The organism is Acinetobacter junii (assembly GCF_018336855.1).
In the GTDB taxonomy this organism is placed as follows: Bacteria; Pseudomonadota; Gammaproteobacteria; order Pseudomonadales; family Moraxellaceae; genus Acinetobacter; species Acinetobacter junii.
The window spans coordinates 2736929-2750558 of record NZ_CP059558.1; the positions used below are offsets into that span (position 1 = coordinate 2736929).

Genomic DNA, 13630 nt, shown 5'->3' on the forward strand with positions numbered 1-13630 from the left:
TATGTCGTCTAGCACTACGACTGTCACCCCCGAAGTGGCAAGCAATTCAAAAACAAGGGTATTATTTGCCAGTCTCGTGGGTACCACGATTGAGTTTTTTGACTTCTATATCTACGCAACTGCAGCAGTTTTAATTTTCCCTCATTTATTTTTCCCAGAAAGTAGTGATGGTGCCGCTGTACTAAAATCCCTCGCAACTTTTGCAATTGCCTTTATTGCTCGCCCGATCGGAGCCGCAATTTTTGGACATTTGGGAGATCGAATTGGACGTAAAGCAACTTTAGTCGCAGCTTTACTCACAATGGGGATATCAACCGTTTGTATCGGTTTGCTACCAACTTATGCACAAATTGGCCTTGCAGCTCCTTTACTATTAGCTTTATGCCGTTTAGGTCAAGGTCTCGGTCTTGGTGGTGAATGGAGTGGTGCTGTTCTACTGGCGACTGAAAATGCACCTGAAGGCAAACGTGCATGGTATGGCATGTTCCCTCAACTGGGCGCCCCGATTGGTTTTATCCTCGCAACAGGTTCTTTCCTATTATTGAATGCTTTTATGTCAGAACAAGATTTCATGACTTGGGGCTGGCGTATTCCATTCGTCTCAAGTGCGGTGTTGGTTCTGGTTGGTCTCTATATCCGTCTGAAATTGCATGAGACTCCTGCATTCCAAAAGGTTTTAGACAAACAAAAAGAAGTTAATGTCCCATTCAAAGAGGTCATGACGAAGCATTTCCCAATGTTGGTCTTGGGTACTGTTGCTGCGATTTGTACTTTTGTAGTGTTCTATCTCACAACTGTTTTTGCACTCAACTGGGGTACAACAAAACTGGGATATGCTCGCGGTGATTTCCTTGAATTACAATTGATCGCAACACTTTGCTTTGCAGCTTTCATTCCTGTTTCAGCGATTCTTGCTGAAAAGTTTGGACGTAAAAATACATCAGTTGCTATCTGTATCTTATCAGCCCTATTTGGACTTTGTTTTGCGCCGCTTTTAGGGTCAGGTAGCCCATTACTTGTGTTCCTATTTTTATGTATTGGTCTATCAATCATGGGACTCACTTACGGACCGATTGGAACTGTACTTTCTGAGATTTTTCCAACATCAGTCCGTTATACAGGTTCAGCATTAACTTTCAACTTGGCAGGTATATTTGGTGCATCCTTTGCCCCTTATATTGCAACCAAACTTGCTGAAAGCTATGGTTTAGGTGCTGTAGGAATGTATTTGAGTTTAGCGTCAATTCTTTCATTAATCGCGTTTTTGTTCATCCGTGAAACCAAACACGACGATGTAAATAACCAAGTCTAATCTATATGTTCTTATTGAGTGAACGTCATAAGAGGTTCACTCAAACCATTTATCGGGCAATTCCACTCACCTGTTTGCAAACGCTACAACATCTCTCCCGCTAATATTTTTTGTGCTAAAATACGCGACTCCCTTTTTTTAGATGATTGTGCTCATGTACGCAGTGATTATCGTTGCCGTATTTTTGGTCAGTTTTTTATACACTTATTATCGTGGCAAAGAACGATTAAAAGCATCTCGACAATTATTCGACCATTCGACATTTCTAGCACCAGTTAATATGTTTATGACTGGTTTCTCTAAATTACCGAACCAACCATTCTTTGATGTGGCGCAGTTTCCTGAGCTCAAACCATTACAGGACAATTGGCAAGTAATCCGTGAAGAAGCAATCCAGCTACAAAATCAAATTAAAGCAGCTGAAAAGAATAACGATGCAGGTTTTAATACCTTCTTCAAACGTGGTTGGAAACGTTTTTATTTAAAATGGTATCAAGCTAGCCATCCATCAGCTCAACAACTTTGCCCTAAGACAGTTGCCTTGTTAGAAAGTATTCCTTCAGTAAAAGCAGCAATGTTTACTGAACTTCCATCCGGAAGTTATTTAGGTAAGCATCGTGATCCTTATGCGGGTTCAGTTCGTTATCATTTAGGTTTAGTAACACCAAACAGCGATGACTGTTTTATTGAAGTTGATCAAGAACGCTATAGCTGGCGTGATGGTGAAGCAACTGTTTTTGATGAGACTTTTGTACATTGGGCTGAAAATAAAACGGATCAGACCCGTATTATTTTATTCTGTGACATCGAGCGTCCAATGAAATGGGGCTGGGCTCAGAAGATCAATCATTGGTTTGGTCGCAATGTTATGTCAGCTGCAAGTTCACCGAATGATGATCAAGATAAAACAGGTTTTATCAATCGAATTTTCAAGTATGGCTATGCCGTACATCATTATGGTCGTGGTTTAAAACAACGTAATCGTAAAGTTTACTATCTTGCAAAATGGCTGATGTTTGCAATCATTATTGGTCTGATTTTATTACCTAGCTTTCTTTAATTAGCTGTAAAAAAAAGGAGATGCATCTGCATCTCCTTTTTTGTTGAAACTTTTATTGATTGGTAGCTTGTGGTGCTTGAGCACTTGCTGTTTGAGCAGCGGCTGCATCAGCAGCTTGTACTGCGGCTTCACCAATGAGTGCGATCTTCGCCTTTTCCTGACTCTTTGCAGATAATGCCGGGTTAGCAGCTACAATACGATTGATATTGGCAGAGTTAGCAGGTGCAATAGCCGCTGTTTGCAAAACAATTGGGCGATTCCCTGTATCTCCAAGTGTATATCGAATCCCTGTACGAGGGCTGATTACTGTAGTTACTTCACGTTTAACTTGAGCTTCAGCTGTCGTCGCGCCTTTTGCTGCAAGTACTTTGTCGACTGTGGTTGTGGTCGTTGCTTGTGGTGCTTCATTAGCAAAGCCTACACTTGATACCGCAACACTCGCTAAAATTAAAAGTTGTAATGGTTTTTTCATTGTCTTCCCGCGTTTCATGCGAATTCAGTCAAAGTCATTCTATTGAATAATGAAACTATAAAGCACTTAACGACTCAAGTTACTTCTCGTAAAAAAGCAGGGATTAACCCTGCTTTGTTTATCAAACGATATCGAAGTTTAAATTTTACCGTGACACTGTTTGTATTTTAATCCTGAACCACAAGGACACGGTGCATTGCGGCTTTCTGGAACTGGGAATGGAGCATTATTCGCTGTATATTCAGGCTCTTCAGATGCAGTCACTTCACCCGTTAAACCATCTACATCATCATGTTCAAATGATAAACGCATTGATTCAGCTTGACGTTGCTGTTGTGCTTCTAGCTCAGCCAATTCTTCTGCTGTTGGTACATGAACACGAGATAAATCAGTCACAACGTCTGATTTGATAATACCCAACATGTTCACAAACAAATTAAATGCTTCTTTCTTATATTCCTGCTCTGGATTTTTCTGAGCATAGCCACGCAAGTGGATACCCTGACGTAAATAATCCATCGCAGCTAAATGATCTTTCCAATGGCGATCTAAAGAGTTCAGCATAAAGTGACGCTCTAACATCGCAGCAGATTCATCACCCATTTGAGTACGGCGTTGACGATAACGTGAAATCACTTCATCAGAAATACGTGCAATCAGACCTTCCTCATCCAAGCGACGATCTTGATCTAACCACTGCTGTACAGGAAGCTCGATACCTAAATCCGTACGTAAAGCAGTTTCTAGACCAGGAATATCCCATTGATCATGGATAGATTCAGGTGGAATGAAGTTCGCGATAACGCCTTTCATCACCTCTTTATGCATCTCTTCGATATAATCTTGTAATGTACTTTCTGCCAAAATCTCATCACGTTGTGAGTAAATAATTTTACGTTGTTCATTATTTACATCATCATACTTCAATAAGTTTTTACGAATATCAAAGTTACGTGCTTCAACTTTACGCTGTGCATTTTCAATAGAACGACTCACCATTTTATGTTCAATGGCTTCATTTTCCTGTAAGCCCATTGCACGCATCATGGCAACAACACGATCACCCGCAAAGATACGCATCAAATCATCTTCAAGCGATAAGTAGAAGCGAGAAACACCAGGGTCACCCTGACGACCCGCACGACCACGAAGCTGGTTATCAATACGACGTGATTCATGGCGCTCTGAACCGATGATATGCAAACCACCTGAATTCAATACATCTTCATGATCTTTTTCCCACTGCGCTTGTAAACGAGCTTCGTCTTCTGGCGTAGGGTTTTCAATTTTTGCGAGTTTGGCTTTCCAGTTACCACCAAGCAAAATATCGGTACCACGACCTGCCATGTTTGTTGCAATCGTTACGGCGTTTGGACTACCTGCTTGAGCAATAATGTCCGCCTCACGCTCATGTTGTTTTGCATTGAGAACTTCGTGTTGGATACCTGCTTGTAATAACTTTGCAGATAAAATTTCACTCGCCTCAATCGTTGCAGTACCAATCAAAATCGGCGCAACACCCTGCTTACGAATATTGGTAATTTCTTCGATAATTGCGTTGTATTTACCGTTACGATTTAAATAAATTAAGTCGTTGTGATCCTTACGCACCATCGGACGGTGAGTTGGGATAATAACAACATCTAAACCGTAGATTTCTTTCATTTCAGCAGCTTCAGTATCAGCTGTACCTGTCATGCCTGAAAGCTTTTTATACAAACGGAAATAGTTCTGGAACGTTGTGGTTGCCAAAGTTTGGTTTTCAGGCTGAATTTCCATATTTTCTTTGGCTTCAACCGCTTGGTGTAAACCTTCAGACCAACGACGACCAGGCATCGTACGACCCGTACTTTCATCAACAATAATCACTTCTTCTTTTTGAGTCTGAGGATTAATGCCAATAATGTAGTGAACGTTCTTTTGGTATAGATAATGCGCACGAATCGCAGCAGTGACATGGTGAACCAGATTTAGGTTCGCAGCAGAATAAAGACTTTCACCCTCTGCAAGTAATCCCATACGGATTAACTCTTGCTCAACAGTCTCGTAACCAACCTCAGTCATTTCAACTGAGCGTTGTTTCTCATCAACCCAGAAGTGTCCGCCATCAGCCACTTTTTCTTCTTTCTGAGGTTTTAATGTTGGAGGAATGCTATTGATTAACTGATATAAATGCGATGAATCTTCACTTTGACCTGAAATAATCAATGGTGTACGTGCTTCATCAATTAAGATCGAGTCTACTTCATCGATGATGGCATAACTTAAACCACGTTGTTTTTTCTCTTGTAGAGAAAACACCATGTTGTCACGAAGATAATCAAAGCCAAATTCGTTGTTCGTACCGTAAGTAATGTCTGCCAAATAAGCTTGTGCTTTCTCAGCAGGCATTTGCATCGAATAAATCACACCGATGCTTAAACCCAAAAACTCAAATAATGGGCGGTTGAGTTCAGCATCACGTTGTGCAAGATAGTCATTGACGGTGATGACATGCACACCCTGACCACTCAATGCATTGAGGTAACATGCTAAAGTACCCATCAGAGTTTTACCTTCACCTGTACGCATCTCAGCAATTTTGCCTTCGTGCAGTGTGATACCACCAATCAACTGAACATCATAGTGACGCATTCCCATCACGCGTTTTGCAGCTTCACGACAAACTGCAAATGCTTCAGGTAATAATTTATTTAGGCTTTCACCGTTTTTAAATCTTTCTTTGAATTCTTGAGTTTTTGCAGAAAGGTCTGCATCGTTAAGAGCAGATATCGTCGGTTCAAGCGCATTGATTTGTTCAACAATTTTACGCATGCGTTTGAGCTCACGCTCATTTTTAGTACCGAAGATACCTCCGATCAGACTTGCCAACATGAATAAACTCTCTAATCCTGTTTGTTTAAATAGGTAATTTTTTCTTAGCTGTTATTATGGAGTCAGAAATAAGAACTACAAGGGCTTTGCATCCAAACAGGTAAAAAAATCTGCGAGGCAATTCTGACCACAAGCAACCAAAGTCAGTTAATGTAGCAAATTTGACTATAAGTTACATCGACTAAAATGTGAATTTCCGATCAATTTTCCAACCAAACTCAGCTCTATATCTTTTAAACTCATAAAAACATCAAAAAACAATATTTTTACTTCTAAGCCTTCTGGCGCATATTAATCCAACACACATAAGATTAGAAATGTTCTGAGGACGAAGTATGACATTACGTTTAGGTGATATTGCTCCAAATTTCCAACAAGAATCGAGCGAAGGAAAAATTGATTTTTATGAGTTTCTAGGCAATAACTGGGGGATTTTATTTTCACATCCTGCTGATTTTACACCTGTTTGTACGACAGAACTGGGGTTCACCGCAAAGCTCAAAGATGAATTCACAAAACGAGGCGTGAAAGCAATCGCTTTATCTGTGGATGATGTGGAATCACATAAAAGCTGGATTCAGGATATAAATGAAACTCAAAACACAACGGTGAATTTCCCGATTATTGCTGACAAAGATCGCAAAGTTTCAGAGCTATACGATTTTATACACCCTAATGCCAGTGAAACCCTAACCGTGCGCTCATTGGTTATTATTGATCCCAATAAAAAGGTTCGTTTGATTATTACCTATCCTGCATCAACTGGTCGAAACTTTAATGAGGTATTACGTGTAATTGACTCATTACAGTTGACAGATCATCACAAAGTGGCGACTCCAGCAAACTGGCAGCACGGTGAAGATGTTGTTATTGTCCCATCACTCAAAGATGAGGAGGAAATTAAACAACGTTTTCCAAAGGGTTACACTGCTGTAAAACCTTATTTACGTCTCACGCCTCAGCCTGAGTAAGATTGAAGCTAATTCAAGGTTTTGAGCGAAGTGCAAGACTGATGAGATACATCGTATAAAAATATTCAACGCGCCATACTAAACCACTTATTAAAACAAAATTTTATTTTCAAACTCCAGCGCCTATCATATCGATAGGCATTTTTTTTAAGCTTATAAAATTTCATTTTAGTTTTCTTATTTGATACGTTATAAGAGAAATCTTAAACTTTAATAAAATAAGAACGCTATGATTTATAACATTCATCATTTGCACTGTGGAAGTTTCTGTCCAGTTTGCGCCCCACTGTTTGGTCAAAAAGGTTGGAAATCACATCTAGTCTGTCATTGTCTCCTCATTGAAACTGATCGCGGTCTAGTCCTAATTGATACAGGCTTAGGACTTCAGGATTATCTGCATACTGAACAGCGATTAGGGAGTTTACTCAAACAATTTGGCTCAATTGTACCGAACCTAAAACTAACTGCCATTCAGCAGATACAGCGACTTGGTTTTAACCCGAGTGATGTAAAACATATTTTTGTGACCCATCTGGATTTTGATCATGCTGGTGGAATTTCTGATTTTCCAAATGCAACAGTGCATCTCTTAGCAGCGGAGTTTAATGCAACTCAATCACTTACAACCAAAGGCAAACTTCGTTATAAGACTGAACAGTTTAAACAGCATCGCTATTGGAACTTTGCTGAACATAATGATGGCGAGCCATGGTTTAACTTGCAAAAAGTTAAAGGGCTTCCGTTATTTCACGATGAAATTTTAATGATTCCCTTGATTGGGCATACCGCTGGGCACTGTGGAATTGCGATTAAAAAGGCCGATGGCTGGATGTTGTTCTGTGGCGATGCCTATTACACTCATCTTGAGCTAAACCCAAAAAACAAACTCAGAGCTTTAGATTTCACTGAACGGTTATTGGCTGAAGATAACCAACTACGTTTGCAAAACCTTAAACAGTTACAATATCTAGCTCAACATGAACCAAGCATTGAGTTAATTTGTGCCCACGACCCTTATGAATTTAATCGCTATCAATAAAATGAAAAGAATATTTATTACTGTTTTTGTTGTTTCAACATTAAGTCTAAATGGATGTATGACACATCCGAGTATAGAGCAATCTCAACGCCCTCAAAATTGGGGGGCTTTAATCTCGGATACGCATAATTTTTATCAGATCAGTCAGAATGTTTATCGCAGTGAACAACCCAATTCTGAGTTAATACCTTTACTAAAAAAATATCAGATTGAAACGGTGATCAATTTAAGAGCTCGAAATGAAGATGCAAAAGTACTCCAAAATCAATCGCTAAATTTAGTACATATACCAATTCAAACATGGGCAATTAATCGCCAAGACTTACTTCAAGCGATGCAGGCTATTCAGATTGCAAAAAATAATAATCAAAAAGTCCTTGTTCATTGTTATCACGGATCAGATCGAACAGGTGCAACCATTGCGATGTATCGTATTATTTTTGAAAATTGGTCAATTGAAAATGCAGTCAAAGAAATGAAACAAGGAGGTTATGGCTACCATATCATTTGGAAAAACATTGAAAATCTATTTACCTCAGAAAATGTAAAATGGATTCAGCAGCAATTATCCAACCCTTCAAGTTAAAACTTAAACACTCACTTGAGAGGTGGATTTTCTTGGCAAAAAACCTGTCACTGTCATTGGTATAATTAAGACTCAAGAAATACATCTTTTTTCATATTGTGAGATCACCAATAAAACCTAATATCTAAGTATCTAGTTTGGTAAAAACCGAATTCTTGAGCAAAACCGTGATCACTTCGGAAAGACCACCATCACTATCGGTGACTAATAAGAAGACCTCTCCATCAGCATTTGACTCAAGCCAAGTTATTCCTTCAACCTTAATGGCTAAAGTGTTTCCCTCAGCATCTTGGATCAAAAAGGAATCTAGCACTTCCCCTTTCAGTGAGAGCACTAAAATATAACTTCCTAACACTGCACCATCATCGTAGGTATTTAACGTTTGCTCAACGGCAGCGGTTGCAACGATCACGTTCTTATCTGCTAAAAAATAAGCATCTGAAATACCACTTACTGAACCATTAATCTCAGGTAATGTGAGATTAAATGAACGTATAAGAGCATTTTCTAAAGATTTATGTGCTTGAATTTTTTCTAGATCAAATACTAAAACACCATGAAAGTGATTAATGTTGCCACGTTGGAAAATATAAAGATGATGACTATCTGAGCATACTGCTTCTATATTTAAATCTGCTCCGCCTGTGAGTGCAACGCAGTGCTGCAAATAATCATAATCCAACTTATCGAGCAAAGTCTGAACTTGATGATTAGATGGATTATACAACAGAGCTTGCTTTCTCTTTTCAGTCGAACCTGAGCCCATAACCAATAAATGAAGTTGTTCATTAAAAATGATACAACTTAATGCTTCAAAATCAGGCTTTTCTGCTTTGCTTAATACGGTGAGAGCTTCTTGCTCAGATGACTCCAATAAAGGGACTTTTTCAAAAGTTGTTGTTGCAGTAATTTTATTTTTTAAGCTAGTTTTTAATAAGTAACGAACATCATCCCCAACGAAATATAAGTAGTCGCCTAAGTAAGCAACGCCAGACAATGCTCCAATTGCTGAGTCTGGCGAAAAACTAAATTTTTCAAGTATCTTTAAATCCGTTTGTTCCATTACTTCATCTCCTATTCGATGAAAAACGCACAATCAGCTCAACTTCAAGGATACTTAGCTTACTTAAACAACTATTTATCTTTGATCTAGAGGAACCCAGTCAATTACCCAAGCTGATTTCATATTCAGACTTTCATCAGAAGAAATCTTTTTCCGAGTTGCATCAGCAACATCACGATCTTTGGCAGGTCCAACCATAATACGAATACCTTTCGAGGTAGAACTGGTTGTGACTTTATAGCCTTTAGCACGTAGCTTGGATACGACAGCATCTGCATTTGCTTGGTTTGCAGCCAATGCCACTTGAACCATCCACTTCTTATCGCCATTTTCCATAAGATCGCGTGCTTTTTCAGCCTCAGCTTTCTTCTTGGCTTCTTCTTCAGCTTTACGTTTTTTCTCATCAGCCGCTTTTTTGTCAGCTTCAGCTTTTCGCTTGTCTTCTGCTGCCTTTTTCTCAGCTTCAGCTTTGCGTTTTTCTTCAGCAGCCTTTTTATCTGCTTCAGCCTTACGTTTATCTTCCGCTGCTTTTTTCTCAGCTTCAGCTTTACGTTTCTCTTCCGCTAGCTTCTTTTCAGCGTCTGACTTAAGTTGATCTTGCTTTTGTTGTTCAGCTTTCTTTTTTTCATCTAACTTTCGCTTTTCCTCAGCAAGACGCTGAGCTTTTGCTTTGTCATCTTCTGCAAGTTCAGGAGGAATATTATCTGAACTTTCTTGCTCTGAACTACGGCGTGCATTTAAAGCTGCATATTCTTCAGCAGCTTTACGCGCAGCAGCAGCTTCAGCTTCTTGTTGCATTTTCAAGAACTCAGCGGCTCTGGCTTCTTGCTCTGCAACAGCTTTTTCACGAGCGAGGCGCTGCTCTTCAAGTAATCGCTTTTCAGTTTCAACATCCACAGCGAGTGGTTGGAGTGAAACCATTTCACCATCTTGTAAAGGTTGTGCTGTATTTGAGTTTGATTGAGTTTTGGGAATCGGATGAGAGATTGTTGCTTGTGCTTTGTCTTGCTCTATTTCTTCATTGCCCTTGAGAAGTAAGGCTGCCAATAAAACACCTCCTCCAAGTAGAACAACGCCGCCCATCCAACGTTGTTTGTTATTCATTGACATTCTTCTAAATACTCCCAGACCGCTTCTAAAGTATGAAACGAACCACAGACTAAAATCAGTTGATTGTTATTACATTGTTTCAACACAATTTCAAACGCTTGCTGGATACTGCTAAATTCGTGCACCTGTTGACCTGCCAATGCTTCATTTAATTGTTGCATTGGTGCAGCTCGAGGCACATCTAAAGTAGCAATAAACCAATTTTTTACTGTTGTTTTTAGTAAATCAGTTACAGATGCAATATCTTTATCTGCCAACATTGAGAATACAGCCACAACTTCTGTGTACTGTTTATTGTATTTTAAGAATTTTCGCAACTGGTTCAACAAAAATTCGACACCATGAGGGTTATGCCCAGCATCAAAAATGACGGTTTTGTTTTGAATTTGACGAATTTCAAATCGTCCTTGCAATGAAGCATGCTGAATACCTTGAGCAATTGTGGATTGAGAAATAGGCAAACCACTTACTAAGATTGCAGCAACAGCAGTTGAAATATTTTCAATTGCCAAATGTCCTGTCGGCAACTTTAATGTTGTACCTGAAGAAGCAAAACACCATGACAGACCGTCATCATTTAATTGATAAAAATAATCTCGGTTTAATGCGTATAGATTAGCGTTAGATTCAAGCACTTTATCTTGTATCGCTTGCGGTAAAGGTTGATTACCACCAAAAATCACGGGAATATTCGGACGAATAATTCCAGCTTTTTCAAAAGCGATTTTTTCAATTGTATCGCCCAACCAATCCACATGATCCAAACCAATATTGGTAATCACGGCAATATCAGGATCGATCACATTGACCACGTCTAGGCGACCACCGAGTCCTACTTCGAGTACCCATACATCACATTGCTTTTGTTTAAAAATCAAAAAAGCAGCCAAAGTGGTTGCTTCAAAGAAAGATAAACTTAATCCACACTCACGACGTGCTTGATCTACGAGTACGAAAGCATCGATAAGACTTTGATCATCAACCTCTTGCCCCGCTAACTTTACCCGCTCATTAAAACGGTAAATATGCGGCGATTGATAAAGCCCCACGTTATAACCTTGCGCATTTAAAATCGCAGCAAGCGTTGTTGTAGTTGAGCCTTTGCCATTGGTCCCTGCAACCGTAAAAACTTTTGCATTGGGTTTCATTACTCCAAGCTTTTCAGCAACTGGAATAACGCGTTCCAATCCCAAATCAATGCCCGTAACGTGAACATGGCTCCAATAATCGAGCCATGTTGTTAATGTATCATCAGAATGTGGTGTTTGCTGTGTCAAGGTAAGTTCATCAATTTAGCAACAAGTCTATATACAGTATCACGTAATGCATGACGATGAACAATTTGATCGACCACACCATGATCAAGCAAATATTCAGCACGTTGGAATGGTTCTTCTAACTTTTCACGAACTGTTTGCTCAATTACGCGCTTACCTGCAAATCCAATCATCGCTTTAGGTTCAGCAATATGTACATCGCCTAACATCGCGAGTGAAGCGGTTACACCACCATAGACAGGATGTGTCAATACAACCAAATACGGAAGACGTGCATCTTTCATTCGCTGAATCGCTGCTGAAGTACGTGCCATTTGCATCAAAGACAACATACCCTCTTGCATACGAGCACCACCCGATGCAGCAAAACAGATTAAAGGTTGACGCAATTCAATTGCTCGTTCAGCCGCTTGGACAAAACGATCACCTACGACTGTCCCCATTGAGCCACCCATGAAGTCAAACTCAAAAGCACATGCGATAAGGTCTAAACCTTTAAGTGAACCTTGCATCACAACCAAAGCTTCTGTTTCACCTGTTTTATCTTGAGCTTCGCGCATACGCTCAGGATAAGGTTTACTGTCCACAAATTTTAATGGGTCTTTAGCCGCAAACTCTTGTCCCAACTCTGCATTAACTTGATCAAAAAACCAGTTTAAGCGATCACGGGCACGCATACGTAAGTGTTCGTCACACTGAGGACAAACATAAGCATTGAAAGACATTGCTGTACGTGTCACCAATGCATGACACTCTGGGCATTCAATCGTAGGCTCAGTAAAAGTTGCTTTGAATGTCTGCTGCTCAGTAGCAACTTGGATACCAGGGACTTGACGCTCAATCCAAGGCGTTGAAGGGCTAAGAACCTTCCCTGTTGTTAACTCTTGACTCATACTAACTCATCGAGCGCAGCTCGAAGCTCCTTCACTTTATTTACCGTCTCTTGCACAGCATCATCTGCTGGCAATGTCGCAAAAGATTTAACGAAAGCACTACCGACAATCACGGCATCAGCAACTTGACCCATTGCTTTTGCAGATGCAGCATCGCTAATACCAAATCCAACACCAACTGGTACATTGGTCATGGTTTTGATTTTTGCAATACGAGCTGCAGCTTCTGAGGTATCTAATGTTGCTGCACCTGTCACACCTTTTAATGACACATAGTAAACAAAACCACTCGCATGATTCACCACATGCTGAATACGCTTATCAGTTGATGTTGGTGCTAATAAGAAAATTTGATCCATCTCATTTTGTTTTAAGACTTCACCAAACTGCTTAGATTCCTCAGGTGGAAGATCCACAAGAAGTACACCATCAACACCACAATCTTTTGCATATGCAACAAATTTTTCATAACCAATCACTTCAACAGGATTCAAATATCCCATTAAAACAACAGGTGTGGTTTGATCTTTTTCACGAAAGGCTTTGACCATATCCAACGCATCTAGTGTATTGGTTCCACCTGCCAATGCACGCTCAGCAGCTAGTGCAATGACTGGACCATCGGCCATCGGATCTGAGAATGGTAAACCTAACTCAATAACGTCGACGCCAGCTTCAACCATTTGGTGAAGTAATGGAACAGTTACCTGTGGATGCGGATCACCTGCCATAACATAAGAAACAAGCGCTTTACGTTGCTGAGATTTAAGCTGTTCAAAACGAGTGGCAAGACGTGACATAGGATTATGCTTTCCTTGATTTATATAAATTGAGGAGTTGTTTGTAGACATACAAAAACACTGCATTGTAACGCTATTTTTTGCTCATTGAACAGGTTTTGACGTGATTGCAACGTGAATATTACTACTTACAACAGCCCTGACACATTTATCTATATTTTGGCTGAATTCTC

At 39.8% G+C, this 13630-nt stretch carries 12 protein-coding genes; 5 read left to right on the top strand and 7 right to left on the bottom strand.

Features of this window, described 5'->3' with window-relative positions:
* Position 1: 1 nt before the first annotated feature.
* Complete coding sequence (locus tag H2677_RS12620; RefSeq protein ID WP_004950464.1) at positions 2-1312, top strand: MFS transporter; 1311 nt, start codon at positions 2-4, stop codon at positions 1310-1312.
* A 154-nt stretch (positions 1313-1466) separates the two neighbouring features.
* Positions 1467-2372, top strand: coding sequence for a lipid A hydroxylase LpxO (lpxO, locus tag H2677_RS12625; protein ID WP_035338465.1), 906 nt, complete (start codon positions 1467-1469; stop codon positions 2370-2372).
* Positions 2373-2424: 52 nt separating this feature from the next.
* On the opposite strand, the gene H2677_RS12630 is transcribed toward lpxO, so the two are convergent.
* Together H2677_RS12630 and secA are read right to left on the bottom strand one after the other, a co-directional pair.
* Positions 2425-2844, bottom strand: coding sequence for a hypothetical protein (locus H2677_RS12630; protein WP_004908851.1), 420 nt, complete (start codon positions 2842-2844; stop codon positions 2425-2427).
* 138 nt (positions 2845-2982) lie between these two features.
* Positions 2983-5718, bottom strand: a complete 2736-nt coding sequence (gene secA, locus H2677_RS12635; protein ID WP_004950460.1) for a preprotein translocase subunit SecA — start codon at positions 5716-5718, stop codon at positions 2983-2985.
* A gap of 335 nt (positions 5719-6053) precedes the next feature.
* Between secA and H2677_RS12640 the strand changes: the two genes are divergently transcribed.
* The 3 genes from H2677_RS12640 (at position 6054) to H2677_RS12650 (ending at position 8314) form a co-directional block, all read left to right on the top strand.
* Complete coding sequence (locus H2677_RS12640; protein WP_004950459.1) at positions 6054-6689, top strand: peroxiredoxin; 636 nt, start codon at positions 6054-6056, stop codon at positions 6687-6689.
* 229 nt (positions 6690-6918) lie between these two features.
* On the top strand, positions 6919-7728 hold the full coding sequence (locus H2677_RS12645; protein ID WP_212638679.1) for an MBL fold metallo-hydrolase: 810 nt from the start codon (positions 6919-6921) through the stop codon (positions 7726-7728).
* Between the two features lies 1 nt (position 7729).
* Positions 7730-8314: a dual specificity protein phosphatase family protein gene (locus H2677_RS12650; RefSeq protein ID WP_212638680.1), complete on the top strand. Its 585-nt coding sequence runs from the start codon at positions 7730-7732 to the stop codon at positions 8312-8314.
* Positions 8315-8438: 124 nt separating this feature from the next.
* Here the strand turns inward: H2677_RS12650 and H2677_RS12655 are convergent, their stop codons facing one another.
* From H2677_RS12655 to trpA, 5 genes are all read right to left on the bottom strand, one after another.
* Entirely contained in the window at positions 8439-9377 is a 939-nt protein-coding gene (locus tag H2677_RS12655; protein WP_212638681.1) for a DUF6929 family protein, read from the bottom strand.
* 75 nt (positions 9378-9452) lie between these two features.
* Complete coding sequence (locus H2677_RS12660) at positions 9453-10487, bottom strand: SPOR domain-containing protein (RefSeq protein WP_004950449.1); 1035 nt, start codon at positions 10485-10487, stop codon at positions 9453-9455.
* Positions 10478-11764, bottom strand: coding sequence for a bifunctional tetrahydrofolate synthase/dihydrofolate synthase (gene folC / locus H2677_RS12665; protein ID WP_212638682.1), 1287 nt, complete (start codon positions 11762-11764; stop codon positions 10478-10480). The genes H2677_RS12660 and folC overlap by 10 nt, the downstream gene beginning before the upstream one ends.
* Positions 11761-12657 carry an acetyl-CoA carboxylase, carboxyltransferase subunit beta gene (gene accD, locus H2677_RS12670; protein ID WP_004908863.1) on the bottom strand — a complete coding sequence of 299 codons (897 nt, stop codon included), beginning with the start codon at positions 12655-12657 and terminating at the stop codon, positions 11761-11763. Before accD ends, folC begins: the two co-directional genes overlap by 4 nt.
* Entirely contained in the window at positions 12654-13457 is an 804-nt protein-coding gene (trpA, locus tag H2677_RS12675; protein ID WP_004908864.1) for a tryptophan synthase subunit alpha, read from the bottom strand. Before trpA ends, accD begins: the two co-directional genes overlap by 4 nt.
* Positions 13458-13630: the final 173 nt, after the last annotated feature.